Genomic DNA, 25,264 nt, shown 5'->3' on the forward strand with positions numbered 1-25,264 from the left:
TACCGACGATGTCTACACCAACAGCTACGCTCTACCCTGCCGAGGGTTGGGGTGCCCCCAAGAACCGCCACGGTCACGCCGGCGGCGGTGTCGCCGGGCTCCCCGACGGAACCGAGATCTTCTCCGCCGACAACCACATCTCGGTCGCCGAGGACATCTTCTACGAGCGCTTCCCCGAGGAGCTCAAGGGCGCCGCGCCGCGCATCTGGTACGAGGACGGCGCCTACATGGTCGGCATGAAAGGCAAGGCCTGGACCGGTGGGGATTTCGGGCGGGTGCTCATGCAGTACGACGACCTCGCCGGTGCCGCGACGAACAACATCGAGGCCCGCATCCGGGAACTCAAGGAAGACGGCATCGACAAGGAGTTGGCGTTTCCGAACGCGGTGCTGGCCCTTTTCCATTACCCGGACAAGGCACTCCGCGAGCGGGTGTTCCGGATCTACAACGAGCACATCGCCGACCTCCAGGAGCGCTCAGGCGGCCATTTCCACGGTGTCGGGCTGATCAACTGGTGGGACCCGAAGGGAACCCGCAGCACGCTCGAGGAGCTGAAGTCTCTGGGCCTCAAGACGTTCCTGCTGCCGCTGAACCCGGGTAAGGACGACGACGGCAACATCTACGACTACGGCAGCACCGACATGGATGCCGTCTGGGACGAGATCGAGGCCTCCGGTATCCCGGTCAGCCACCACATCGGCGAGACCCCACCCAAGACGCCGTGCCAGAACAACAGCGTCGTGGTCGGCATGATGGTCAACGTCGACTCGTTCCGCGAGCAGTTCGCGAAGTACGTGTTCTCCGGCATCCTCGACCGGCATCCGTCGCTGAAGATCGGCTGGTTCGAGGGCGGGATCGCCTGGGTGCCCACCGCTTTGCAGGACGCCGAGCACATGCTCGCCTCCTACCGGCACATGTTCAACCACCAACTCGAGCACGACGTGCGTCACTACTGGGACAACCACATGAGCGCCTCGTTCATGGTCGACACACTGGGGCTGCAGCTGATCGACCGCATCGGCGTCGACAACGTGATGTGGTCGAGCGACTACCCGCACAACGAGAGCACGTTCGGATACTCGGAGAAGTCGCTGGCCACTGTGGTCGACGCGGTCGGCGCGGACAACGCCGTCAAGATCGTCAGCACCAACGTGCAGAAGTTCCTGGGGTTGTTGTGACGACGTCCACTCATTCGGGCGTCACCCAGATCGCTCGGACCGGGTATACGTGGCTGGACATTCCGCACGAGCCCGACTTCGCCCGGTTGCGTAGCGAAGTCGGTGTGCGGCTGCACGCCGCGATGAACGATCAGGGCGTGGATGCGTTGGTGTTGCTGGGCAACGGCAACGTCATGTACGCCACCGGCATCAGCTGGCCGCTGGCGGACGCGGGGCTGTCGCATGTCGAGCGGCCGGTGTCGGTCGTGCTGGCCGACGACGAGCACCCGCACCTGTTTCTGCCCTTCCGCGAGGGTGCGGCCATGGAATCAGACCTTCCCGACGACCACCTGCACGGACCGGTCTATCTCGAGTTCGACGAAGGCGTAGCCGAATTCGCGAAGATCCTGGCCCGCCTGATCCCGGCCGGTGCGACAGTGGCGACCGACGAACTGACCGGGGCGATGCGGCGGGCCGGCAGTGCGCTGTTCGCCGGCGCGCCGGTGGATGCCGCCCCGGTGATCGGCGCGGCGAAACTGGTCAAGACCGTCGACCAGATCGCCTGCGTCCGGCGGGCATGCCAGATCACCGAACAGGCCGTCGCAGACATTCAGAAGTCGCTGGCACCCGGTGCACGTCAGATCGATCTGTCCGCCGAATTCGTGCGCCGCACTTTCGAACTCGGCGCCACCACCAATATGTTCGACTCGATCTGGCAGGTCATGCCCTCGTCGAGGGCGGAGGGAACCTGGACCACCACCGGTGATCTCGCCCTGCCCCTGCTGACGACCGAGCGTGAGCTGCAGCGGGGCGACGTGTTGTGGACCGACGTGTCGATCGCCTATCACGGCTACTGCTCCGATCACGGGCGCACCTGGATCGTCGGTCAGGATCCGACGCCGGCTCAGCAAGAGCAGTTCGACAAGTGGAGCGAGATCGTCGACGCGGTGCTCGCGGTGACCAAAGCCGGTGCGACCTGTGGTGATCTCGGGCGCGCGGCGACCGCGGCCGCCGGCGGTGAGAAGCCCTGGCTGCCGCACTTCTATCTGGGCCACGGGATCGGAACCAGCGCCGCCGAAATGCCGATGATCGGAACGGATCTCGGCCAGGAGTGGGACGACAACTTCGTCTTCCCGGACGGCATGCTGTTGGTGTTCGAGCCGGTGGTCTGGGAGGACGGCACCGGCGGCTATCGCGGCGAGGAGATCGTGGTGGTCACCGAGGGCGGCTGGATGCCGCTGACCGAGTATCCATACGACCCGTACGAGGTGTCCAGTGGGAATTGAGATCGAGGCCGACGGCCGCGCTCTGCGTTTGAGCCGTCGGGAGCGCGCCCTCGCGCAGATGGAGGCCTACGACCTCGACATGCTGGTGCTCGGCCGGCAGGCCAACGTCCGCTACATCTCCGGCGCCCCCCAGCTGTGGGTGGTGGGCACCCGCCCGTTCGGGCCGATCTGTGAGTTCGTGCGTGCCACCGGTGAGATCCACCTCAACAGCACGTGGGACGAGGGCATCCCCGAGGAGATCCCGCACGAGAATCTGTACGGGTTCGCGTGGAACCCGATGACGCTGGTCGGCATACTGCAGAACATCAAGGGCGCCGACACCGTTCGCCGGGTTGGAACCGACGCTCTGACACCGACGTTCGCCAAGCTGCTGCCGATGGCTTTCCCGAACGCGGAGCTGATCGACGCCGAGCAGGCCATGCAGGCTGCCCGCCGGATCAAGACGCCCGAGGAAGTGCAGGCGTTGCGTCGCGCGCTGGTGGTCGCCGAGGAAGGCCTGGCCGCGGGTGTCGCCGCCCTGCGTCCGGGCACCACCGAGAAGGCGCTCGCCGGTGCCGTGCTGGAGGCTGAGGCCGCCGGTGGGGTGAGCACCCCGGCGACCCAGGATGCCGCCTGGGTGACGTCGAAGGAGCATCCGTGGCGCCGCGCCGACGGTGACGGCCTGGTGCGCGACGGTGACCTGGTGGCGTTGTCGGCCGGGGTACTGGCCGACGGATATGTCGCCGAGGTGGCCCGCACACTCTATGTCGGTGAGCCGACCGACGCCGTGCGCGCGCTGTACCGGCGCCGAGACGACGTGTGGGACAAACTGCTCGAGGCCTGCCGGCCCGGCAGAAGCACAAGTGGGTTGCTGGATGCCTACCAGCAGGCCGGCGAACCTCTGCCGGCGATGCCGGTGGCGCACGGCCTCGGACTGGGTTTCGACCCGCCGGTGGTGTCACCGACTCTGCGGGCGACCGCGGAGGCCGACGTTCTAGAGGAGGGCATGGTGCTTGCGGTGACCGCGTACGTGTGGGAGCAGGGCATAGGTGCGGTGTTCACCCGCGATGCGGTCTTGATCACCGCCGACGGCGCCGAAATTCTCTCGGCCGCTCCGGCTTACGGTGAGGCCGTCCATGGCTGAGCGGCCGTCGCCCCCCGCCGCGGAGCGGCCCGCGCCCGAGGAGATCATCCTCTACGACAAGGATCCGAAGACCAAGATCGCGACGATCACGTTCAACCGTCCGGACTTCCTCAACGCGCCGACGTCCATGGCGCGGCTGCGCTATGCCGATGTGCTGCGCGCGGCCAACACCGACAACGACGTGAAGGTCGTGATCATCCGCGGCGTCGGGGACAACCTGGGAAGCGGTGCGGACCTTCCGGAGTTCATGGAGGGCAACGACAATCCGGCCGCGCGACTGGCCGAGTTGCGGCTCGAGGACGAGGGCGTGGGGGAGGTGACGTACCCGCCGAAGGGCACGTTCCGCAACGGGGCCACCATCAGCGCCTGGTACGCCAACTCGCAGGCCGGCAATCGCGCGTTGCAGGACTTCAAGAAGATCAGCATCGTCGAGGCCAAGGGCTATTGCTACGGCTGGCACTTCTACCAGTGCGCGGATGCGGATCTGGTGATCTCCTCCGACGACGCGCTGTTCGGTCACCCGTCGTTCCGCTATCACGGCTGGGGTCCCCGGATGTGGACCTGGGTGCAGATGATGGGGCTGCGCAAGTTCCAGGAGATGGTCTTCACCGGGCGTCCGTTCACTGCAGCGGAGATGTACGACTGCAACTTCCTCAACAAGGTGGTGACGCGCGACGAACTCGAGGCCGAAACCCAGAAATACGCTCTGGCTTGCGCACGGAACCGGCCGGTGGACACCGTGTTCCAGCAGAAGATGTTCTTCGAGATCTTCAAGCAGCAGCAGGGCGAGTACATGGGCAGCCTGCTGAGCGCGTTCTTCGAGTCGATGGGCAACGGGGTCGCCAACGACAGCGACGACGACCTCGACATGTTCGAGTCGATCGATTCCGGGTTGTCCGCCGCGGTCAACGACAACGACAGCAAGTTCCCGCCGGAGTTCCGGCTGAGCAAGCGCAACCGGGCGAAGGAGGACTAGAGCGGCGATGTCCGAGCTGTCCCCGCCGCCGGCACCGCCGCTCTCCGGCTACGTCGTCGTCCACCTGTCCAGTGGCATCGCCGGTGCCTACTGCACGAAGCTGCTCGCCGACGGCGGTGCGGAGGTCATCAAGGTCGAACCGGCACAGGGTGATCCGTTACGTGCTTGGTCCGCCTCGGGTGCGCAGATCGTCGACGGCGCCGACGGCGCGCTGTTCAGCTACCTGGCGTGCTCGAAGCGCAGCGTGGTGGCCGACGCGACTTCGGACGGCGACTTCGTCAACGCGCTGCTCGCGGACGCGGACGCGGTGGTGTGGTCGCGGGGGCCGGGGTTGGCCGAAGACCCTGCCTTCGGCCCGGACGCGATCCACCGCAACCACCCCCACCTGACGGTCACGGCGATCACCCCGTTCGGCCTTGAGGGTCCGTGGAGTGACCGTCCCGCAACGGAGTTCACGCTGCAAGCCTGGTCGGGCGGCATCGTCGGCCTCGGCCGCGGCGCCCCGGATCGGGCGCCGGTGTACGTCGGCGGTCAGGTCGGGGAGTACCTGGCGGGGGCTTACGCCAGCGCGGCCACGCTGGCATCCCGGATGCGGGGCGGCGCCGAACTGGTCGACCTGTCGATGCTGGAAACCGCGATCCTCGGGCTCACCTACTACCCGGTGAGCTACTTCGAGATGCTGGGCAGGCCGTGGCGGGATGCGCGCCGGCTGACCGTGCCGGGCATCGCGCGGGCGAAGGACGGGCTGGTCGACATCGGGTGCGGCACCGCGCAGCAGTGGTTCGACCTGTGCGCGATGACCGGCCACCAGGAATGGATCGACGAGGACTCGCCGCTCTCCATCACCGAGCAGGCCAACGAGAGGTCGAAGGACCTCTATGCGTGGGTGGCCGATCAGACCGTCGACGAGATCAGGGACCTCGCGACGGCATTCCGCATCCCCAATGCTCCGGTCGCCAACGGCGCCAACGTCGACTCGCTCGACCACTTCGTGGCGCGTCGCTCGTTCGTCCCGAACCCCCGAGACGGTTTCACCCAGCCGGGTCCGCCGTACCGTATGTCGCCGGCGACGCTGCGGCTGCCGGAGCCGGCGCCCCGCCTCGGCGAGCACACCGACGCCTACCGCTCGCGAACGTGCATTCCCTGTCGTGAATCCGACTCGGCGGCTACAAGGAATGCACGTTCGGCGGAACCGGGGCTGCCGCTGGCGGGCGTGCGGGTCATCGACATGACCACGTTCTGGGCCGGGCCGAGCTGCACCCACCTGCTGGCCATGCTCGGCGCCGACGTCATTCACGTCGAGTCCACCCGCCACCCCGACGGCACCCGCCTGATCGCCGGTATTCCCGTCACCGAAGAACTCTGGTGGGAACGCTCACCGATCTTCTCCGGGCTCAACACCGACAAGCGCGGCGTGACGCTGGATCTGCAGAGTGCAGCAGGCCGCGACGTGCTCGGCCGGTTGATCGCCACCGCGGACGTCGTCGTCGAGAACTTCACCCCTCGGGTGCTCGAGAGCATGGGCCTGACGTACGACGCGGTGAAAGCGATCCGGCCCGACGTGGTCATGGTGCGGATGCCGGGCTTCGGGCTCGACGGGCCCTGGCGCGACAACCCGGCGTTCGCGTACGTGATCGAAGCCGCCGCGGGGATCAGCTGGCTGACGGGCTACCCCGATCTGAACCCGTTCGAGCCGTATTCGGTCGGCGATCCCAACGCGGGCATCCATGCGTTCAACGCGGTGCTGCTGGCGCTCGAGCACCGGCGTCGCACGGGTGAGGGGTCGATGGTGGAGGCGGCGATGGTCGACGCCGCCCTCAGCGTCGCCGCGGAGCAGGTGATCGAGCACTCCGCCTACGGCGCCCTGCTGCAGCGCCGCGGAAACCGTGGTCCCACCGCGGCGCCGCAGAATGTCTACCGCAGCAACGAGATCGACGAGTTCGGGCGCCCCGACAGCTGGGTGGCGGTGGCCGTGGCGACGGACGCTCAGTGGGGCGGGCTCTGCGACGCGCTCGGGTGCCCCGAATGGGCGATGTCAGACCAGCTCGCGACTGCTTCCGGGCGGCACGCTCACCACGATCTGATCGACCGCCACCTCTCCGAGTGGTGCAGCAGCCGCGCCGGTGACGAGATCGTCACCGCCCTGTGGGACCACGGGGTACCGGTCGGCAAGGTCATGCAGCCACACCGGCAGACCGAGATCGCACAGCTGTCGTCGCGGGGGTTCTTCGAATCGGTCGGGCATCCGGTCAATCCCACGACCAGGCACGCCACCATGCCCTTCCGGTTGTCCCGCGGACCCGATCGTGTGCACCGAACACCCGCACCGCTGCTCGGCGAGCACAACCGCGACGTGCTTACCGAGCTCGGGCTCACCGAGGACGAGATCGGCCGACTCGAGGCCGACGGGGTCATCGGCACCGCACCCGCCCGCTAGCCTCGTCGTCATGGCCATCGACCCGTCCGACATCCTGCTCACCGGCCGCGTCGCGGTTGTCACCGGAGGCGGCGCGGGCATCGGCCGCGGCATCGCCGAGGGGCTCGCGGCTTTCGGTGCCTCGGTGGCGATCTGGGAACGCGACCCACAGACCTGTGCCGCGGCGGCCGAGGCCATCGGCGGTCTCGGCCTCGTCACCGACGTCCGGGACGGGCAAGCGGTCGACGCCGCGCTGGAACGCACCGAACGCGAGCTCGGAACGGTGTCGATCCTGGTCAACAACGCAGGGGGCACCTTCAACTCGCCGCTGCTCGAGACCACCGAGAATGGCTGGGACGCGTTGTACCGGAGCAACCTTCGGCACGTGCTGTTGTGCACGCAACGGATATCACGCCGACTGGTGGGCGCAGGCGCGGCGGGCAGCGTCATCAACATCACCTCGATCGAGGGGGTACGCGCGGCCCCGGGTTACGCGGCCTATGCCGCCGCGAAGGCTGGTGTCATCAACTACACCAAGACGGCGTCGTTCGAACTGGCGCCCCACCGCATCCGTGTCAACGCGCTGGCGCCCGACCTGACCATGACCGAGGGCCTGCGAAGCATCGCCGGCGGGGAGATGGCCGGGGACGCCGGCGCCGGCATCCCGATGGGCCGCCCCGGGCACGTCGACGAGATAGCCTCCGCAGCCGTGTTTCTCGCATCGGACATGTCCAGTTACATCACCGGCCAGACTATCCACGTCGACGGCGGGACCGAGGCTGCGGGCGGGTGGTACCACCATCCGCGTGACGATGCGCCGACCCTCGGACCCGGGAAGTCCTAGGAGTCGGGGGAGGGGTCGCCGAACTTGCGCTTGATCGCGCCCCACGGATCGGCGTACTGACCGGGCTGCTTCCAGTAGGCTCCGCGCCGCTTGAGGACCGCGCGAATCAATGGGGCGATGACCGGCAGCACGTACTTGGACGGGCCGGCGTTCCGGGCAGCCTCGTCGATCATGTCCTGCCACGAATAGTGCTGGAACGACAGGGCTTCCTGTGCGCGCGTGGTGTCCATCCAGTCGGTGACGAACCAGGCGTCATCGTCTTTCGGATTCCCCTTGCGGCCCGGCGCGAGTCCCCCCTTGAGTCCGCGCGCGGCGGCCAGCGCGGGGGTGATGTCGCCGTACAGCAGCTTGTGGGAATCGTCACCGGCGATCAGCAGGATCTCGCGCGCGACGTCGGCGGTAGTCGCCGCCGCGAACGCCCAGGCGACGTCGCGGACGTCGACGCTGTGCATTCGACCGTCGGTGGGCAGCAGGCTCTCGAAGTACAGGACGTCGGCATTGAACGGAATGGCCTTGGGGTCCACGCTGAGCACACCGCCGAGCCGCAGCACCACCCATTCCAGGGACGACGCCCGAACGATCGACTCGGCCTCGGCCTTGTGGGCGCTGTACAGATCGGAGTGCCGCATCGGCATATCCGCGGTCACCGGACCGGTTGCGCGGTGCGGGTTGCGGGCGCCGAAAACCGCGTTGCTGGAGGCCTGGACGAATCGCGGGGGAGTGGGCTGGGCCTCGGCGATGCCGACGAGAGTCCTCGTCGCGTCGACGTTGACGCGACGGGCCAGTGCGCGGTTCTTGTAGATCGCCGGCGGGATGACCGCCGCGAGGTGGATGATCACCTCGGGCGCAACCTGGGCGACCAGTCGGCCGGTCTGTTCGGCGTCGGTGAGGTCCGTCCAGTGCACGGTGACACCGGAGGGCAGCTTTTCGGCGGCCTTGCGGTTGCCGGGGGTCCCGAGATCGGCGACGACGACGTTGCGGCCGATCTCGGCCAGCCGCGCGACGGTTGCCGAGCCGACGAGTCCGAAGCCACCGGTGACCAGCACCGCACCCGGCATAATCCCCCCTACCTGCGGATATGACATTCTCTTTAACGGAGAGTAACATATGCCACTACGATGTCCGACGACCGCGCCGAGATGGCGAAGTGGGACCCCGGACTCACCCGGCAGATCAGCAGGTGGGTGGGGCCGGCGATCAAACGATACTTCCGCGCGGAAGTTCGCGGGGTCGACTCGCTGCCCGCCGCAGGTGGCGCGCTCGTGGTCTCCAATCATTCGGGCGGCATGTTCACCCCGGACGTGTTGATCTTCGCGCCCGCTTTCTACGAGCGATTCGGGTACGACCGGCCGCTGTACACGCTGGCGCACTACGGTGTCTTCATCGGACCCCTGGGCGACCTGCTCCGCCGGGCGGGCGTCATCGAGGCCACTCGCGAGAACGCCGCGGACGCACTGCGGTCCGGAGCTTTGGTACTGGTGTTCCCCGGTGGGGACTATGACTCGTACCGACCCACGCTCAGTGAGAACGTCGTCGATTTCAACGGCCGCACCGGCTATGTCCGCACGGCGCTCGAAACCGGCGTGCCCATCGTCCCGATGGTGTCGATCGGCGGTCAGGAAACCCAGATATTCCTCGCCCGGGGGGATTCGATCGCCCGCAGGATCGGCCTGACCCGCGCGCGGATGGAGATCCTGCCCGTCAGCATCGGGTTCCCGTTCGGCCTGTCGGTCATCTTCCCGCCGAACCTTCCGCTGCCCGCCAAGATCGTCACCCGCGTCCTCGACCCCATCGACGTCGTGGCCGAGTTCGGCGACGACGCCGACATCGGCGAGGTCGACCTGCACGTCAGGGCGGTGATGCAGGCCGCCCTCGACGACCTCGCCCGCGAACGCCGGTTCCCGGTACTCGGTTGAGCGCCATGGCTGATCAGCTGGGACTCCTCACGACACTGTGGCGGGCTCGGCTCATCGCGCCGATGCGTCCCGACCGATATCTGCGCATGGGCGCGGCGGTGCGCCGCGCCGGGATCACCGCGACCATCGGCTTCGCGGCCGCGGCGCAGCGCTGCCCCGATCGCCCGGGAATCATCGACGAGTGCGGCACCCTGACCTGGAAGCAACTCGACGAACGCATCGATGCCCTCGGGGTCGCGCTGCAGGAGCTCAATCCGAAAACCGTTGCGGTGATGTGTCGCAACCACCGCGGCTTCGTCGAGGCGCTGGTGGCGGCCAACCGCATCGGGGCCGACGTGCTGCTGTTGAACACATCGTTCGCCGGACCGGCGATGGCGGAGGTCATCGACCGCGAGGGCGCGGACGTAGTGATCTACGACCAGGAGTTCGGCGGCACGGTCGACCGGGCCCTGCAGAACGCGCCGGACGCCGTTCGGATTCTCGGTTGGGCAGACGACCCGGACGGAACCCCGACGCTCGACGCGCTGATCGACGCCCACCTCGGGCAGCGGCCAGCGCCGAGCAGCCGTAAGAGCGACATCATCCTGCTCACCTCCGGCACCACCGGAACGCCCAAGGGCGCCAAGCGGTCTGCGGGCAGCGGCGGTGCGGGCGATCTCAAGGCCGTCCTGGACCGCACCCCGTGGCGGGCGGAGGAACCGATCGTCATCGCCGCGCCGATGTTCCACGCCTGGGGCTTCTCGCAGCTGCTGTTCGCCGGGCTGCTGGCCTGCACCATCGTCACGCGACGCAAGTTCGATCCCGAGGCGACCCTGGAGCTGATCGACCGCCACCGGGCCACCGGGCTTGCGGTGGTGCCGGTGATGTTCGACCGCATCATGGAGCTCCCCGCAGACGTCCGAAAGCGCTACAGCGGCAAGACACTTCGGTTCGCTACCGCGTCCGGGTCGCGGATGCGGCCCGACGTCGTGACCTCGTTCATGGACGAGTTCGGCGACGTGATCTACAACAACTACAACGCCACCGAGGCCGGCATGATCGCGACGGCCACCCCGGCCGATCTGCGCGCCGCGCCGGACACCGCTGGACGTCCCGCCGACGGAACCGAGATCCGGATCCTCGACGGCGACCACCGCGAGGTGCCGGCCGGCGAAGTCGGGCAGATCTTCGTCCGCAGCGGGACGCTGTTCGACGGATACACCTCGGGTGCGACGAAGGACTTCCACGACGGGTTCATGGCATCGGGGGACATGGGTTACCTCGACGAGGCGGGTCGACTGTTCGTGGTCGGCCGCGACGACGAGATGATCGTCTCCGGCGGCGAGAACGTCTACCCGATCGAAGTGGAGAAGGTGCTGGCCGACCACCCCGGGGTGGCCGAAGCGGTCGTCCTCGGTGTCGACGACGAGCAGTACGGTCAGCGGCTGGCCGCGTACGTGGTGCCCGCCACCGCTGGAACCGCGACCGTCACCGTCGACGACCTCAAGCAGCATGTCCGCGACAACCTGGCCAATTACAAAGTGCCACGCGACATCACGATCCTGCCGGAACTGCCCCGCGGGAGCACGGGCAAGATCCTGCGCAACGAGCTTCGCGGGCAGGGCTAGCTGCCCGACGCCGCCGGGGCCATCGCGGTGTCGACCACACACGCGCGCGGCAACCCGCATGCCGTCCGCAACTCGTCGAACGCGTGGACCATGGCATCGGTCGCCTCGTGCGTGTCGGCGAACGTGCGATCGTCGGAGAGCACCGCGATGTCGACCTGGTCGACATAACTCCACACCGTCATGTTGAATGCACTTCCCGCGGAAAGCACTCCGACGGAGTAGATCTCGCTGACCGGGGCACCCCCGATGTGTCCGCGCTCCTTGGGGCCAGGCACGTTGGAGATGGCGACGTTCATCAACCGGTTGTGGTCGGCGTGCTTGGACTGCACGCGGAACATCGCCGGAGCCAGCGGCGGCGGCAGATACTCGAGCATCCTGCCCTGCAACGTGGGCCCGAGAAGATCGTTGTTCTCCTTGGCCCGTTTCGTCGCCTGCGAGGTCAGCTTGACCCGCTCCAACGGATCGTCGACGTGCACGGGCACCGACACCATCAGGCCGCCGATCTCGTTGCCGGTGATCCGCTCGGCGGACCGGTCGGTGCTGATCGGGACCGTCGCCAGGATCGGGCGGTCGGCGCGGCCGTCGTAGCGCAACAGCAGTTCGCGCAGGCCGCCCGCGGCGACGGCCAGGATGACGTCGTTGAACGTCACCGCGAGGTGCTTACCGGTCTCCTTGACCTCCGCGAGTGACAGCGTCGCGGTCGCGAACGTGCGAACGGGGGAGACGACGTGGTTGAGAAAGGTGGGTGGGGCGTGGAACGGCCTGGCGAAGTCCGGGTCGGCACGTCGTTCCCTGGAACGCTTCCGCAGTCGGGTGAACCCCCGGGCGGCGTCGGCCATCAGGTGCGGCAGGGCCGCCATGTTCTGGAGATGATCGACCTGGGCCTCCCAGAGCAACTGTCCGCTGGACGGCGGGTCGCAGGGCGTGGGTGGTTCGTCTCGTTCATCCTGCGGCCCCCCGGACAGATCCATCAGGCGCGCAAGCAGATTGGCCGAGGCGACGCCGTCGGCCAGGGTGTGGTGCACCTTGCCGATCAGCGCGAAGCGGTCGTCGGCCATCCCCTCGGCGAAGTAGAACTCCCACAGCGGCCGGGAGCGGTCCAGCGGGGTGCTGGCGATCTCCCCGATCACCTCGTCGAGTTCGCGCCGGCCTCCGGGAGACGGGACGCGCACCCGGCGCAGGTGGTAGTCGAGATCCACCGGACAGTCCTTCATCCACATCGGATGATGCAACCGCATCGGGATGTCGACGAGGCGGTAGCGCAGCGGCTCCAACAGGTGCAGCCGGCGCGCCACCGTCCGGCGGAACGCCTCGAACCCGTATCGCCCCTCGTCGCCGTGGTAGCCGGATGCGTCGATCACCGCGATCTTCAAGGTGTGCGTGTGCAGGTTGGGTGTCTCGCTGTACAACAGCATGGCGTCCATGCCGTTGAGCCGCTTCATGGTGAACCATGCAACCACTCGCGACTCATGATCGACGGGGTTTCACCGAATGCGTCAGCCGCAGATGGTGTCGAGTGCCTGCGGCGTCTCCAGATCCACGAACGCCGCCGCGTAACGCTGGGCGAACGCCAGGCAGATGTCCGCGCGCTGCCACGCGTCGCCTCCGGACAGCGTGGCCATCCAGATCGCCAGCCCGTGCGCCACCGACGCGCGGTAGCCCAACCAGATGTCGTCGGCGCTCGGCATCTCGTCTGCGGGCAGGCGCAACGCGTCCCGGTACTCGAGGGTCAGGTCGCGTTCGGAGGCGCGTCGGTCCTCGATGGTGAGGGCACCCTGAAGGAAGTACCCGAGGTCGAGCGAGAAGCTGCCGCGCCGCACCATCTGCCAGTCCAGGAAACCAACGGTCTCGTCGGGCAGCACGTACGTGTTGCCGATGTGCGGATCCCCGTGCAACAGAGTCGGTGTCGACAGGGACGACGTGGTGAGCGAGCCGATGTAGCGGGCCCAAATGTCGACGAACAGCTCGGTTCCGCTCAGCGCGAGGATCTCGGCGGGCACCGTGTCTCCGAGGCGCTGATGCGCGATGTGCAGCGGCGCGTATTCAAGGCCCTCGAACGCGACGAACGGCTCCACCCAGCCCAGCGTGGGGTTCCCGGTGAGCCGGTCGCCCCAGAACTCGCTGTGTAACCGGGCCAGCCCCCGCACCCCGGCGGCGGCCTGATCGACGGTCATCGGGCGGGTGGAGTCACGCGGGTCGGCCCCGCGGGCCACGACGTCCTCCATGATCATCAGGAAGTCACGCCGGTCTTCGACGATGATCGCCGTGTACACCGTCGGATGGTCCAGCGGCAGCGGCACACCCGACGAGAACAGCCTGGGCTCGTGGTAGAGCCCGCTGGTCAGCGCGACGAGGTCGGCGTGCTCGGGATCGACGGCCTTGGCGAACACGGTCGCAGGCCCCGAGCCTGCCGAGTAGCCCAGCGCCAGGCGGGCCCTGCGGTTGGTGCCGTCGTCGCGCAGCGCGACCCGGACGGTGTCGACTTCGGCACCCGGAAAATGTTGTGCGAGCGCCGAAGTCATCCACTCCGGAGTGATCTCATCCCAGCCCTGCGGAATCGACAGTTCCGCCGGCGTCGTCACCCTGCGTCGCCCTACTTCAGGCAACTGCCGCCGTCGACCGGCAGTGTCACGCCGGTGACGAAGCGGGCCTCGTCGGACGCCAGGAACAGCACGGCGTTGGCGATGTCCTCGGGCTCCACCCAACCGATGGGCAGGGTGTGCATCATCTGGCCGACCACCTTCATGTCCTCCGGTCCCGGGTTCTCCAGGTCGGGCCGGAACAGCTTCATGGTGCCTTCGTTCATGAACAGCGGGGTGTTCACGTTGGTGGGGTGCACCGAGTTGACGCGGATGTTCTGCGCGCCGAGTTCGACGGCGAACGTCCGCATCAGGCCCACCACACCATGTTTGGCCGCCACGTAGTGGCCGGTGTGGGGGTAGGCCTTCAGGCCGCCGACCGAGCTTGTCAGGATGATCGACCCGCCGCGGCCGCCTTCGAGGATGTGCGGAACGCCCGCCTTGACGGTCTTCCACACGCCGCCGAGGTTGACGTCGATCATGGCCGTCCAGTCGGCCTCGCTGGTCTTGTCCAGGGTCTGGCCACCGTTCCCGATGCCGGCGTTGGCGACGATGATGTCGAGGCGGCCCATCTGCTCGACGCCGGCGTCCACCGCGGCCTTGAGCGCGTCGTAGTCGCGGACGTCGACCTCGGCGGTGAAGATCCGGCGGTTGTACCCCTTGACCAGATCCGCGGTCTCGGCCAGATCCTCGGGCGTCGACGGTGCAATCAGGTCGACGGTGTCGACCTGCTTACAGATGTCGACGGCGATGATGTCGGCGCCTTCCTGGGCCAGGCGCACCGCATGCGCCCGCCCCTGTCCGCGCGCAGCGCCGGTGATGAAAGCGACCTTGCCTTCAACACGTCCAGTCATGGCTACCTCTATTCCTTCGTGATTGTGTTGGTCAATTCTGGTGGTCTAGCCGAACTCACCTGATGATCGCCGGCATGGAATCCCAACCCCGAACGGTCGATGTCGGTGACAGCGCGGCGTTGTCCATATCGACATCCCACTCCGGGAAGCGCTTGAGCATCTCCTCCAGCGCGATGCGACCTTCCAGGCGGGCCAGCGCCGATCCCAGGCAGTAATGCGTACCGACGCTGAAGGCAAGATGCTGGCGCGGCTCCCGGTGGATGTCGAACACGTCGCCGTCCGGGGGGAACTGTCGGTGATCGCGGACCGCGGCACCGATCAGCATCATCATCGTGCTGCCTTCGGGCACGGTCTGGCCGTACAGCGTGACGTCGCGGGTCACGTAGCGCGCGACGTGCGGAGCGGGCGGCTCGAAGCGCAGCAGTTCCTCGATCGCCTGTGGGATCAGCGCGGGGTTCTCCACGAGTTGGCGGCGTTGATCTGGGTGCTCGGCCAGCACCTTGGCCGCCCAACCGATCAGCCGGGTGGTGGTCTCATTGCCCGCGCCGGCGACCACGTTGAGATAGACGAGGAGCTCTTCGCGACGGAGCCGGCGCACGGTGCCGGTCTCGTCGGTGAACTCGACGTTGAGCAGCTCGGTCATGATGTCGTCGGAGGGATGGTCGGCGCGCCAGTCGATGTAGGCCTCGAACACCTCACCGGTGACCATGCCGTCCTGGGCCGCGTTCATCGGCTTGCCGGCCTCGGTGCGCAGCTGCGCATTGCCGTAGTCGCGGATCATCTCCTGGTCGTCCTCGGGTATGCCGAGGAGCGAGCTGATCACCTTCATCGGCATCTGGGCGCCGAAGTCGGTGATGAAGTCGAACCGGCTCCGGCCGACCAGCGGATCGAGGCTCTGTGCGCAGAATTCGCGGATCTTGGGTTCGAGCGCGTTGATCTTGCGGGGGGTGAACATCCGCGCCAGCAGCTTGCGATGCACGTCGTGGATCGGTGGGTCCTCGAAAATCACCGTGCCCGGAGGGATTTCGATGTTGGCCTTGATCAGCTCGATGATCGCGCCGCGTGCCGAGCTGAACGTCTCGTGGTCGACCAGTGCCTTGGAAACGTCGTCGAAGCGGCTCAGCGCGTAGAAGTCGAACTGCTCGTTGTAATAGAGCGGTGCTTCTTCGCGCAGACGGGCGAACGCCGGGTACGGATCGGCATTGATCTCGACGTCGTAGGGAACGAAATACGGTTCTCGTACGGAATCTTGCGCGGCGGCGCTCTCAGCGCTGATCGTCACGGTGTCCCTCTCGCTGGACCAGTCTTGCGTAAGACAACGGGCTGCAATTTGTCTCACAACTGTGGCATCGCCGACAAAGAGTGTCAATGGCCGACTCGTTTCGGGCAATCAATCCTCTCCGAGGAGAAGAACTATCTTCTCATTCGCGGGAGGGGTCTCGAAAGTGCGGCATGACGGCCGCGACGTGAAAATCGGATTCTAGATTGCAGAGAAAGGAGTTCTCGCCTATTCGGCGGCGAATCCGCGTGCGCAGAAGTCCCAGACCTCGTCCGCGGTGATGGGATTGGCGGTGCCGTCACCCGCGTCACCGCTGGACTGTGCGACGAACATCACCGTCTGCATGGTCATGGCGGCCATGCGCTTTGGATTGATTCCTTCGCGCAGTTCCCCGGCTGCGCTGGCCTCCTCCATCAGCTCGGTGAGCAGGGCCAGCAGGGGCGCGTGGGCCACCTTGACCTCGGAAGGGTGCGACACCAGGAGGCGCGGGGCGAAGTCGGTGAACAGCGGTCGCCTTGCCGCGGGGTCGGGACGGGACGATTCGAACAGGAGCTGGATCGCGACTTTGAGACGCGCGATCGGCTTCTCCTGGCCGGCGGTGGCGGCACGAATCTGGTCTGCCGACCGACTCAGCGCATCCTCGAACAGCGCCAAAAGGAGTTCGTGCTTGCCGTCGAACTGCAGGTAGAAGCTTCGCAGCGACTGGCGGGAGCGGTCGACGACCTCTTGGACGGTGAAGTCGGTGCTGCCCTTCTCGATGATGATGGCCTGCGCGGCGTCGAGGAAGCGCTGCACGCGCTGCGCGGCGCGGAGCTTGGCGGTCTTGATGGACCGCTCGACCGCGCGCTGCTTCCAGGCGGGTTCCTCGCTTGGACTCGTCATCGGCGGCTCTGTCGCAGGCCGATTCGGGAGAACATGAACTGACTGTACCGGAGAACGCCTTGCCATAACGGTCCACGACCCCCTCTCGGCGCACGTGTCAGAGATTGTAACTTCCTCACTGCGAGAATAGTATTCTCATTTTGGTGATAACAGAAGGCCCAGATATCGCACCACGTCGGCCCACCGGCTGACGGCATCCACGTCGGGCCCGCCCGAGACCGGAGGACCCGCCGTGTACATCGACTATGACGTGACCGACAAGATCGCCACGATCACCCTCAACCGGCCCGAGGCGGCCAACGCCCAGAATCCGGAGTTGCTCGACGAGCTCGACGCGGCGTGGACCCGGGCCGCTGAGGACAACGACGTCGCGGTGATCGTGCTGCGGGCCAACGGGAAGCACTTCTCCGCCGGGCACGACCTCAGGGGCGGCGGCCCGGTGCCCGACAAGATCACCCTGGAGTTCATCATCCAGCACGAGGCGAAGCGCTACCTCGAGTACACGCTTCGCTGGCGCAACGTCCCCAAGCCGTCCATCGCCGCCGTCCAGGGCCGCTGCATCTCCGGTGGCCTGCTGCTGTGCTGGCCCTGCGACCTCATCATCGCCGCCGACGACGCGCAGTTCTCGGACCCGGTCGTCCTGATGGGCATCGGCGGAGTCGAATACCACGGCCACACCTGGGAACTCGGGCCTCGCAAGGCCAAGGAGATCCTCTTCACCGGGCGGGCCATGACCGCCGAGGAGGTGCACGGCACCGGCATGGTCAACAAGGTGGTGCCCCGTGATCAGCTCGACACCGAGACCAGGGCACTGGCAGAGCAGATCGCCAAGATGCCGCCGTTCGCCCTGCGCCAGGCCAAGCGGGCGGTCAACCAGACGCTGGACGTGCAGGGGTTCTACGCCGCGATCCAGTCGGTGTTCGACGTTCACCAGACCGGACACGGCAACGCCCTGAGCGTCGGCGGCTGGCCGGTGCTGGTGAACCTCGAGGAGATGAAGGCCAACATCAAGTAGTCGGCCCGCCGCGACCCCTCAGAGAACTGCGAGCCGCGGCGACGAGCCGCGCGCCCGCAGGCCCGCCCCCGCCCTGCGGGTGAGTTCCTTTGAGCTGCCGAGCAATCCGTCGAGCACCAGGGCTCGCTTCACGTGGTGGTGAAGCTCGTGCTCGGCGGTGAAGCCGATCCCGCCGAGCACCTGCTGGCAGTGTTTGGCCGCGGTCAGCGCGGCCTTGCCCGCGGCGGCCTTGGCCAGCAGCGCGGTCAGATCCGGGTTGTCCGCGCCGGGGAGGCTCAGCGTCGCCTCGGCGCCTTCGATGGCCACCAGGGTCTCGGCCAGTCGGTGCCGGACCGCCTGGAACCCCGCGATCGGCCTGCCGAACTGAACCCGGTCCAGCGCGTGTTGGCGGGCCAGGGTCAGCATCGCCCTCGCCGAACCGACCAGCCACCAGCCCACCGCCCGGCGGGCGTCGGGCAACCGCAGGTGCCCGCCCTCCTCCACCCGGCGCAGCGGCAGTCCGCCCAACGCCGAGCTCTCGGCTGCCGAAGCGTAATCCCACACCACCCAGCCGCCACCTGCGTACGGCAGCGCCGGGGTCGTGCCGGGCTCGCCGCCCGAGGTCAGCAGCACCACGTCGTTGAGAATCGAAGCGTGCGAACCAGTTTCGCCCAGCAGTCGGAACACCAGCGGGATCGCGGCCTCGTGCATCTCGGAGAGCATGTCGGCCCAGCCCAGTTCGCCCAGCGCGGCGTCCAGCTCGGCACCCGAGGTGGACAGCATGGTCTTGCGCAGCCCGTCCTCGAGCATGGCCAGTGATTCTGTGTCAGATCGGGGATCCACGGTCACTCCTTCCCGAGGTCCAGGAGACGGCGGGCGATGATGTTGCGCTGCACCTCGGCGGTGCCGCCGTAGATGGTGGCCGCGCGCGAATACAGGAACTCGGTGCGCCAGTCGGAGTCGTCGAGTTCGATGACGCCGGGCAGCAGATCGCGTGCGGTGTCGTACAGCAGCTGTTCGGCGCCGGCCAGCAACACCTTGTCGATCGAGGTGTCCGGTCCCAGCTTCTGACCGTCGGCCAGCCGGTGCTGGGTGGCCCGGGAGCGGCAGCGCAGCGTGTGTAGGGCCAGATACACGTCGCCGAGGTCGGCGTCCGCCGCCTGTCCGACGCCCTTGACGTCCTCGATCAGCGCGTCGAACCTGGAGTACAGGTAGGCGATGCGCTGCCAGAAGCAGGTCGACCGTTCGTAGGGCAGCAGATCCATCGCCAGGCGCCAGCCGTCGCCCGGCTTGCCGAGCATGCGACTCTCGGGCACCGCCACGTCGTCGAAGTACACCTCGCAGAACTCGTCGACGTCGTGCATCGTGCGCAGCGGCCGGACCGTGATGCCCGGGGTGTCGACGTCGACGAAGAAGGCGGTGATGGCCTCGTGGTTCGGTGTGTCCGCGTCGCCGGTACGGGTGAGCAGGATGCAGCGGTGCGAGTACTGCGCGAAGCTGGTCCACACCTTCTGGCCGTTGATGATCCACTGATCACCGCGCTTCACCGCGCGCGTCGTCAGCGACGCCAGGTCGCTGCCCGAGCCCGGCTCCGAGAACCCCTGGCACCACTGCTCTTCGCCGCTGAGCAGTCGCGGCACCATCTCGGCGGCGAGTTCGGCGGGCGCGTAGTCGATCATCGTCGGCGCCAGCACTTCGGGCATCGAGTACGGGCCCGGTTCGGCCAGTCGGCGCCCGACCACCTCCTCGCCGACGACGGCGCGCAGCATGGCCGGACCGCCGAGCCCGCCTGCGTCCTCGGGCCAGCCGTAGCGACTCCAGCCCGCGTCGTAGAGCGCCTTCTGCACCCTGGCGAACTGGCGCATCTGGCCCTGCAGCGAATGATCGTCGGGCGGGGTCAGATCATTCTCATCCAGCCAGGCGACGAGATTCGATCGGAACTCGGCGGTGGTGGGGGCGCTCATCCGGCCTCGGGCCTGCCGATCGCGTGCGGGCGCCCGGAGTCATGCTCGCCACTGCGCCGGATGAACGTCATGGCACGCGTTTTCAGCCGCCAGCCGTCCTCGGTGCGGACGTAGGTGTCCTTGTAGTAGCCGATGCGCATGTCGTGCTTCGAATGCTCGATGAAGCACAGCGGCTGTGTGCCCGTTGCAGTATCCCGGGTGTCGTCGTCGAACTCGACGAGCGCGGTCCCGGTCATGAAGAGCCCCTTCGGCGCGGCATCGACGAGGACCGGGAACCGGTTCAGCGTGTACGTGTCACCGAATGCGCTGTAGGTGCCGTCCGGCGTGAACACCTCCACCAACCCGTCGACGTCACCCTGGGTGATCGTGACGGCGTACTTGGCCAGCAGCTGCTGGATCTCGACGAGATCCTCAGTTTTTGTGGGTGTCATTCTTGTAGACCTTACCGCCCTTCATTACAAAGTTGACGTTCCGTGTAATGGTGATGTCGGCCAGTGGGTCGCCCGGCACCGCGATGATGTCGGCGAGATAGCCCTCGGCGATGCGGCCGAGGTCGGGCCGGTCGATCAGATCGGCGGCGACGACCGTGGCAGCGCGCAGGACTGCGGCGGGTGGCAGGCCCCAGTCGACGAGCGTGACCAGTTCGTCGGCGTTCTTCCCGTGGGGGATGGCCGGGGCGTCGGTGCCGACGGCGATCTTCACCCCGGCCTCGTAGGCCGCCTTGATTGAGGTGCGGGCCTTCGGGAACATCTCGGCGGCCTTGTCCTGCAGCACCTTCGGCGCCTTCGAGACGTCCATGGCCTCGGCGAGCCGGCGCGTCGAGACCAGGAAGCGGTCGTTGTCGACCAGCATCTGGATGGCCTCGTCGTCCATCAGGAAGCCGTGCTCGATGCAGTCGATGCCGCATGCCACGGCGTGCTTGACCGCCTCGGCGCCGTGCGTGTGGGCCGCGACCCGCAGCCCGCGCCGGTGCGCCTCATCGACGATGACGCGCAACTCCTCGTCGGAGTAGTGCTGTGCGCCCGCTTCTCCGGTCAGCGACATCACGCCGCCCGAGCAGCACACCTTGATCAGCTGGGCGCCGTGCTTGATCTGGTAGCGGACGGCCTTGCGGATCTCGTCGTTGCCGTTGGCGATGCCCTCCTCGACGGTGAGCTCCAGCACGCCGGGCATGAACGCGGCGAACATCGTCGGGTCCAGGTGCCCACCCGTCGGGGTGATCGCATGTCCGGCGGGGATGATTCGCGGGCCCTCGATCATGCCTGCTTCGATCGCCCTGCCGAGTGCGACGTCGAGCAGGTATCCGCCGGTCTTGACGAACAGTCCGAGGTTGCGCACCGTGGTGAAGCCCGCGCGCAGCGTGCGGCGGGCGTTGCCCACGGCACGCAGCACCCGGGTGGGCGGGTCGTCCTGAACCTGTGACAGGCCCGGGTTCTCGCCACGACCGCCCATCAGGAGGTTGACCTCCATGTCCATCAGGCCCGGAAGCAGGATGGCATCACCCAAGTCGATGACGTCCGCGTCTTCCGGCACGTCGCCACCGACGCCCACGATGACGCCGTCCTCCACCGTGACGACGCCGGGCCGGACGATCTCACCCGCGTCGACGTCGACGTAACCCGCAGCCTTGAGGGTCGCTTGCGTCACTCCTAGACCACCGGCTCCTTGATGAGTTGGACATACGCCGCACCGGCGTCCAGCACCCGCGGCTGCTTCCACACTTCGATCGGGAAGCTCACCATGACGATCGACTGGCCCAGATGGACCAGGGCCTTGGCGTCCTCGGGCATCCCCTTGAGCGGGAATCGCGCGTCGACGTAGACCATGATGTCCTCGAGCCGCGCCATGCCGGCATCGTAGAGTTCCTGCATCTCCTCCATCGACGAGTTGAGTCGCTTCTGATAGCGCTCCTCCTCGGTGGGCAGGCACCAGTCGCTGAACCGCTCCAGATCGGCGAATTCCTCGGGCAGTTTAGACATTTGCGGAATCCTTCTCGCTCTTGGTGTGGGCCGCGCCGTTGGCTGAACCGTTGCCGTTCGCTTGGGCTTCTTTGTACCGGTCGACATACTTGTGCGCGGTGTGGTGCAGGTGGCGCAGTAAGACTTCCTGGTCGCACAGCGGAAAGTCGAGCACGGCCCGGGTGCCGATCTGGGTCTGGGTCGCCTCGAGTGTGTTGGCGTCCTGGTGCGCGTATTCCTTGAACGTCACTGCCGCAAGTTCCTGGGAGAGTCGCTCGCGCAGGTTCTTCGGCGGCACGAAGTAGAGGTCGGCCTCGAAGATATGGCTGTCCACGCCGGTGGGCCAGTAGTTGTACGTCAGATACCAGCCCGGCACCCAGAAGAGCAGGGTGAAGTTCGGGAAGAACTCGAACGAGTCCTGGCCCCAGGTCTTGTGGCGCCCGGGGTTGATGGCGGGCGGCAGCTCGTCGGGGAGGATGCCCTTGATCTTCGGGCGATCCCACGGCCCGAACAGGCCACTGTGGAGGATGCGTTCGATGGGTTTGACCATGTTGAGGTCCTTGGGCGGGCTCATGCCACCCCAGGACGAGATCATCGAGTGGTCGCCCTTGATGTCGTAATGCAGCGCCTCGAAACCGAACTTGGCCAGCTTCTCGGCCTCCTCCTTCTCCGCCTGCTTCATGTGCAGGATCGGCGCGTGGTAGAACTCGACGAACGCGTCGATGAAGAGTTTCCAGTTCGACTTGATCTCCGCGCGGTAGCTGTAGTGCTCGGTCATCTCGTGGAAGGGGTAACCCTTGAGTCCCTGGCCGAACTCACCCAGATACTCCTCCAGCGACACTGCGTCATCGTCGAAGTTGACGAAGATGAAGCCCTCCCACACCTCGCAGCGCACCGGCTTGAGCGGGTAGTCGGCCTTGTCGACGTCGAAGAACTCCTGCTCCTGCTGGATGAAGGTCAGGTTCCCCTTGAGGTCGTAGCGCCACGCGTGGTACTTGCACACGAACTGGCGGCAGGTGCCGGACACCTCGTCACCGGGGTAGTCGTTCCACACCAGCTTGTTACCGCGGTGGCGGCAGAGGTTGTAGAAGGCTCGGATCTGCTCGCCGTCGTTGACGATGATGATCGATGTTCCCGGGCCGACCGACGGCAGCTCGCGGGTGATGTAGCTGCCCTTCTTGGGAATCAGCTCCACGCGGCCCATCTGTAGCCAGGTCTTGCGGAAGATGGCCTGCTGCTCCAGCTTCCATTGCTCCGGGTCGATGGAGTCCTCGTAGTTGACCGGTGCGGTGCCGAGCTCTGGCCAGTTCTCGGTCCAGCTGCCAGCAGCCGGTTTCGGGAAGTGTGCCACTTCTCTACCTCTCCTCTGTCGAATCGTGGTCGGGTAGGACCCCGAAGGTGTTGATTGCCATGGCCAACGAGCCGTAGCAGCCGATCGTGAAAACGAGATCCATCAATTGGCGCTCGTCGAGATGTGCGGACAGCGATGTCCAGGTGGCGTCGGAAACCACCGAGTCGTCCTGGAGTTCGTCGACCGCGGCGATGACCGCACGGTCCAGGTCGTCGGAGGCCTCGCCGCGGCGGATGCCTTCGATGGCCTCGTCGGACAGGCCCGCCTCGCGCCCCATCTCGACGTGATGCTGCCACTCGTATTCGCAGTGCGTGCGGTCCGCGACCCGCAGCACGGCCAGCTCACGAAGGCGCTCGGGCAACGACGAGGTGAACAGCAGATGGCGGTTGAACCGCAGGAAGGCCCGGGTCAGCTTCGGGTGCCGAACCATCGTGGCGAGCAGATTGCCCGCGACGGCCGGATTGCGGTTCTCCTCCGGCAGCATGGCGGACAGGGCGAGGTCAACGGCGTCGTCCCACTGGTCTTCGGGTAGCGGAGCCAGTCGCACCGTGGGCCTCCTCTCGTTCATGAGAATCAGGTTCTCATATTTCGCCAATAGATTTCCACTTTTCTGCCCTGAGGTCAACGTTCAACGGCAGATGTGCCGGTCAGGCGGTCGCCGCCGTCGGCACAACTCTGCTGACCAACGGGTGCGGAACCGCATTCGGACGTTGATTCTCGCTGTTGGAGAAGCTAGTTTCCTAAGTAGGAGAACAGCACCCCTGCCAACCAGTGTCCATCACGCGACCCGTGTGGACGGAAGGAGTCGTCATGAACAAGGACGACATGATTTTGATCAGCGTCGACGATCACATCGTCGAGCCGCCGGACATGTTCAAGAACCACCTGGCGAAGAAGTATCTGGATGAGGCGCCGCGGTTGGTGCACAACCCCGACGGCAGCGACACCTGGCAGTTCCGGGATGNCCGGACATGTTCAAGAACCACCTGGCGAAGAAGTATCTGGATGAGGCGCCGCGGTTGGTGCACAACCCCGACGGCAGCGACACCTGGCAGTTCCGGGATGTGGTGATCCCGAACGTGGCGCTCAACGCGGTGGCCGGCCGCCCCAAGGAGGAGTACGGGCTGGANCCTCAGGGTCTCGACGAGATCCGGCCGGGNTGCTGGAAGGTCGACGACCGGGTCAAGGACATGAACGCCGGCGGNATCNTGGGCTCGATGTGCTTCCCGTCGTTCCCCGGGTTCGCCGGGCGGTTGTTCGCCACCGAGGACCCCGAGTTCAGCCTGGCGTTGGTGCAGGCCTACAACGACTGGCACGTCGAGGAGTGGTGCGGGGCCTACCCGGCGCGGTTCATCCCGATGACGCTGCCGGTGATCTGGGACGCCGAGGCGTGCGCGGCCGAGGTGCGCCGTAACGCCAAGCGCGGGGTGCACTCGTTGACGTTCACCGAGAACCCGGCGGCGATGGGATACCCGAGCTTCCACGACGACTACTGGACGCCGCTGTGGGAGGCGTTGGTCGACACCGACACCGTNCTCAACGTGCACATCGGNTCNTCGGGCCGGTTGGCGATCACNGCCCCGGATGCGCCGATGGACGTGATGATCACGCTGCAGCCGATGAACATCGTGCAGGCCGCGGCGGANCTGTTGTGGTCCAAGCCGATCAAGAAGTACAAGGACCTCAAGATCGCGCTGTCCGAGGGCGGCACCGGNTGGATCCCGTATTTCCTNGAGCGNGCCGATCGCACCTACGAGATGCACTCCACCTGGACCGGTCAGGACTTCGGCAAGCAGAAGCCCTCGGAGGTGTTCCGCGACCACTTCCTGACCTGCTTCATCGCCGACCCGGTCGGGGTGAAGCTGCGTGAGCAGATCGGCCTCGACAACATCTGCTGGGAAGCCGACTAACCCGCACAGCGANTCGATGTGGCCCGGTGCTCCCGAGCAGCTCGACGAGGTGCTCAAGGAGAACGACGTACCCGATGTCGAGATCAACAAGATGACCTACGAGAACGCGATGCGCTGGTATCACTGGGACCCGTTCACCCACATCCCCAAGGACCAGGCCACCGTCGG

General features: G+C 66.7%; 22 protein-coding genes and 1 pseudogene. 10 read left to right on the forward strand and 13 right to left on the reverse strand.

What is annotated here, in order from left to right:
- Positions 1–8: 8 nt before the first annotated feature.
- Genes H7I57_RS29230 through H7I57_RS29255 form a run of 6 tightly spaced genes read left to right on the forward strand, consistent with a single transcriptional unit; the run spans position 9 to position 7,802 of the window.
- On the forward strand, positions 9–1,178 hold the full coding sequence (locus H7I57_RS29230) for an amidohydrolase family protein (protein ID WP_264028023.1): 1,170 nt from the start codon (positions 9–11) through the stop codon (positions 1,176–1,178).
- A complete protein-coding gene (locus H7I57_RS29235) occupies positions 1,175–2,443 on the forward strand; it encodes a M24 family metallopeptidase (protein WP_264028024.1) in 1,269 nt (422 codons plus the stop codon). The genes H7I57_RS29230 and H7I57_RS29235 overlap by 4 nt, the downstream gene beginning before the upstream one ends.
- Complete coding sequence (locus tag H7I57_RS29240) at positions 2,433–3,566, forward strand: M24 family metallopeptidase (protein ID WP_264028025.1); 1,134 nt, start codon at positions 2,433–2,435, stop codon at positions 3,564–3,566. The genes H7I57_RS29235 and H7I57_RS29240 overlap by 11 nt, the downstream gene beginning before the upstream one ends.
- A complete protein-coding gene (locus H7I57_RS29245) occupies positions 3,559–4,542 on the forward strand; it encodes an enoyl-CoA hydratase/isomerase family protein (RefSeq protein WP_264028026.1) in 984 nt (327 codons plus the stop codon). Before H7I57_RS29240 ends, H7I57_RS29245 begins: the two co-directional genes overlap by 8 nt.
- Positions 4,543–4,549: 7 nt before the next feature.
- Positions 4,550–6,979, forward strand: coding sequence for a CaiB/BaiF CoA-transferase family protein (locus H7I57_RS29250; RefSeq protein WP_264028027.1), 2,430 nt, complete (start codon positions 4,550–4,552; stop codon positions 6,977–6,979).
- 10 nt (positions 6,980–6,989) lie between these two features.
- On the forward strand, positions 6,990–7,802 hold the full coding sequence (locus H7I57_RS29255; protein WP_264028028.1) for an SDR family NAD(P)-dependent oxidoreductase: 813 nt from the start codon (positions 6,990–6,992) through the stop codon (positions 7,800–7,802).
- Here H7I57_RS29255 and H7I57_RS29260 read toward each other — a convergent pair.
- Positions 7,799–8,860: an NAD-dependent epimerase/dehydratase family protein gene (locus H7I57_RS29260; protein ID WP_264028045.1), complete on the reverse strand. Its 1,062-nt coding sequence runs from the start codon at positions 8,858–8,860 to the stop codon at positions 7,799–7,801. The genes H7I57_RS29255 and H7I57_RS29260 overlap by 4 nt on opposite strands.
- Before the next feature lie 60 nt (positions 8,861–8,920).
- Between H7I57_RS29260 and H7I57_RS29265 the strand changes: the two genes are divergently transcribed.
- Both H7I57_RS29265 and fadD12 read left to right on the forward strand, forming a co-directional pair.
- Positions 8,921–9,718: a lysophospholipid acyltransferase family protein gene (locus H7I57_RS29265; protein ID WP_264028029.1), complete on the forward strand. Its 798-nt coding sequence runs from the start codon at positions 8,921–8,923 to the stop codon at positions 9,716–9,718.
- A gap of 5 nt (positions 9,719–9,723) precedes the next feature.
- Positions 9,724–11,325, forward strand: coding sequence for an acyl-CoA ligase FadD12 (gene fadD12, locus H7I57_RS29270; RefSeq protein WP_264028030.1), 1,602 nt, complete (start codon positions 9,724–9,726; stop codon positions 11,323–11,325).
- Here the strand turns inward: fadD12 and H7I57_RS29275 are convergent.
- From H7I57_RS29275 to H7I57_RS29295, 5 genes are all read right to left on the reverse strand, one after another.
- A complete protein-coding gene (locus tag H7I57_RS29275) occupies positions 11,322–12,767 on the reverse strand; it encodes a WS/DGAT/MGAT family O-acyltransferase (RefSeq protein ID WP_264028031.1) in 1,446 nt (481 codons plus the stop codon). The two genes, fadD12 and H7I57_RS29275, sit on opposite strands and share 4 nt — an antisense overlap.
- Before the next feature lie 54 nt (positions 12,768–12,821).
- On the reverse strand, positions 12,822–13,847 hold the full coding sequence (locus tag H7I57_RS29280; protein ID WP_264028046.1) for a phosphotransferase: 1,026 nt from the start codon (positions 13,845–13,847) through the stop codon (positions 12,822–12,824).
- Positions 13,848–13,918: 71 nt separating this feature from the next.
- A complete protein-coding gene (locus H7I57_RS29285) occupies positions 13,919–14,758 on the reverse strand; it encodes a mycofactocin-coupled SDR family oxidoreductase (protein WP_264028032.1) in 840 nt (279 codons plus the stop codon).
- A gap of 55 nt (positions 14,759–14,813) precedes the next feature.
- Positions 14,814–16,040 carry a cytochrome P450 gene (locus H7I57_RS29290; RefSeq protein WP_264028033.1) on the reverse strand — a complete coding sequence of 409 codons (1,227 nt, stop codon included), beginning with the start codon at positions 16,038–16,040 and terminating at the stop codon, positions 14,814–14,816.
- 225 nt (positions 16,041–16,265) lie between these two features.
- Positions 16,266–16,985 (reverse strand): TetR/AcrR family transcriptional regulator, encoded by a 720-nt coding sequence (locus H7I57_RS29295; protein WP_264028034.1) that lies wholly within the window; start codon positions 16,983–16,985, stop codon positions 16,266–16,268.
- Positions 16,986–17,151: 166 nt separating this feature from the next.
- Here H7I57_RS29295 and H7I57_RS29300 point away from each other — a divergent pair, with 166 nt between their 5' ends.
- Positions 17,152–17,934 (forward strand): enoyl-CoA hydratase, encoded by a 783-nt coding sequence (locus H7I57_RS29300; RefSeq protein WP_264028035.1) that lies wholly within the window; start codon positions 17,152–17,154, stop codon positions 17,932–17,934.
- Positions 17,935–17,952: 18 nt separating this feature from the next.
- Here the strand turns inward: H7I57_RS29300 and H7I57_RS29305 are convergent, their stop codons facing one another.
- Genes H7I57_RS29305 through H7I57_RS29335 form a run of 7 tightly spaced genes read right to left on the reverse strand, consistent with a single transcriptional unit; the run spans position 17,953 to position 23,733 of the window.
- Positions 17,953–18,723, reverse strand: a complete 771-nt coding sequence (locus H7I57_RS29305; protein ID WP_264028047.1) for an acyl-CoA dehydrogenase family protein — start codon at positions 18,721–18,723, stop codon at positions 17,953–17,955.
- Between the two features lie 35 nt (positions 18,724–18,758).
- Complete coding sequence (locus H7I57_RS29310) at positions 18,759–19,877, reverse strand: acyl-CoA dehydrogenase family protein (protein WP_264028036.1); 1,119 nt, start codon at positions 19,875–19,877, stop codon at positions 18,759–18,761.
- Positions 19,874–20,308, reverse strand: coding sequence for a nuclear transport factor 2 family protein (locus H7I57_RS29315; RefSeq protein ID WP_264028037.1), 435 nt, complete (start codon positions 20,306–20,308; stop codon positions 19,874–19,876). The genes H7I57_RS29310 and H7I57_RS29315 overlap by 4 nt, the downstream gene beginning before the upstream one ends.
- Positions 20,289–21,524, reverse strand: a complete 1,236-nt coding sequence (locus H7I57_RS29320; protein ID WP_264028038.1) for a metal-dependent hydrolase family protein — start codon at positions 21,522–21,524, stop codon at positions 20,289–20,291. The genes H7I57_RS29315 and H7I57_RS29320 overlap by 20 nt, the downstream gene beginning before the upstream one ends.
- Positions 21,525–21,526: 2 nt before the next feature.
- Positions 21,527–21,856: a hypothetical protein gene (locus H7I57_RS29325; protein WP_264028039.1), complete on the reverse strand. Its 330-nt coding sequence runs from the start codon at positions 21,854–21,856 to the stop codon at positions 21,527–21,529.
- Positions 21,849–23,186, reverse strand: coding sequence for an aromatic ring-hydroxylating oxygenase subunit alpha (locus H7I57_RS29330; protein ID WP_264028040.1), 1,338 nt, complete (start codon positions 23,184–23,186; stop codon positions 21,849–21,851). Before H7I57_RS29330 ends, H7I57_RS29325 begins: the two co-directional genes overlap by 8 nt.
- A gap of 4 nt (positions 23,187–23,190) precedes the next feature.
- Positions 23,191–23,733, reverse strand: coding sequence for a carboxymuconolactone decarboxylase family protein (locus H7I57_RS29335; RefSeq protein WP_264028048.1), 543 nt, complete (start codon positions 23,731–23,733; stop codon positions 23,191–23,193).
- 263 nt (positions 23,734–23,996) lie between these two features.
- Between H7I57_RS29335 and H7I57_RS29340 the strand changes: the two are divergent.
- Positions 23,997–25,264, forward strand: a pseudogene (locus H7I57_RS29340) (amidohydrolase family protein); the annotation flags it as partial.

The sequence above is a fragment of the Mycolicibacterium pyrenivorans genome (assembly GCF_025821625.1).
Lineage (GTDB): Bacteria > Actinomycetota > Actinomycetes > Mycobacteriales > Mycobacteriaceae > Mycobacterium > Mycobacterium pyrenivorans.

Bases quoted from the DNA above. Each gene is read 5' to 3' on its own strand.
- H7I57_RS29230 (WP_264028023.1), top strand. From the start codon at position 9: ATGTCTACACCAACAGCTACGCTCTACCCTGCCGAGGGTTGGGGTGCC.
- H7I57_RS29305 (WP_264028047.1), bottom strand. From the start codon at position 18,723: ATGCTCGAGGACGGGCTGCGCAAGACCATGCTGTCCACCTCGGGTGCC.
- H7I57_RS29250 (WP_264028027.1), top strand. From the start codon at position 4,550: ATGTCCGAGCTGTCCCCGCCGCCGGCACCGCCGCTCTCCGGCTACGTC.
- H7I57_RS29245 (WP_264028026.1), top strand. From the start codon at position 3,559: ATGGCTGAGCGGCCGTCGCCCCCCGCCGCGGAGCGGCCCGCGCCCGAG.
- H7I57_RS29260 (WP_264028045.1), bottom strand. From the start codon at position 8,860: ATGCCGGGTGCGGTGCTGGTCACCGGTGGCTTCGGACTCGTCGGCTCG.
- H7I57_RS29280 (WP_264028046.1), bottom strand. From the start codon at position 13,847: ATGACTTCGGCGCTCGCACAACATTTTCCGGGTGCCGAAGTCGACACC.
- fadD12 (WP_264028030.1), top strand. From the start codon at position 9,724: ATGGCTGATCAGCTGGGACTCCTCACGACACTGTGGCGGGCTCGGCTC.
- H7I57_RS29315 (WP_264028037.1), bottom strand. From the start codon at position 20,308: ATGACACCCACAAAAACTGAGGATCTCGTCGAGATCCAGCAGCTGCTG.
- H7I57_RS29295 (WP_264028034.1), bottom strand. From the start codon at position 16,985: ATGGCAAGGCGTTCTCCGGTACAGTCAGTTCATGTTCTCCCGAATCGG.
- H7I57_RS29275 (WP_264028031.1), bottom strand. From the start codon at position 12,767: ATGAAGCGGCTCAACGGCATGGACGCCATGCTGTTGTACAGCGAGACA.
- H7I57_RS29325 (WP_264028039.1), bottom strand. From the start codon at position 21,856: ATGTCTAAACTGCCCGAGGAATTCGCCGATCTGGAGCGGTTCAGCGAC.
- H7I57_RS29255 (WP_264028028.1), top strand. From the start codon at position 6,990: ATGGCCATCGACCCGTCCGACATCCTGCTCACCGGCCGCGTCGCGGTT.
- H7I57_RS29310 (WP_264028036.1), bottom strand. From the start codon at position 19,877: ATGAGCGCCCCCACCACCGCCGAGTTCCGATCGAATCTCGTCGCCTGG.
- H7I57_RS29265 (WP_264028029.1), top strand. From the start codon at position 8,921: ATGTCCGACGACCGCGCCGAGATGGCGAAGTGGGACCCCGGACTCACC.
- H7I57_RS29285 (WP_264028032.1), bottom strand. From the start codon at position 14,758: ATGACTGGACGTGTTGAAGGCAAGGTCGCTTTCATCACCGGCGCTGCG.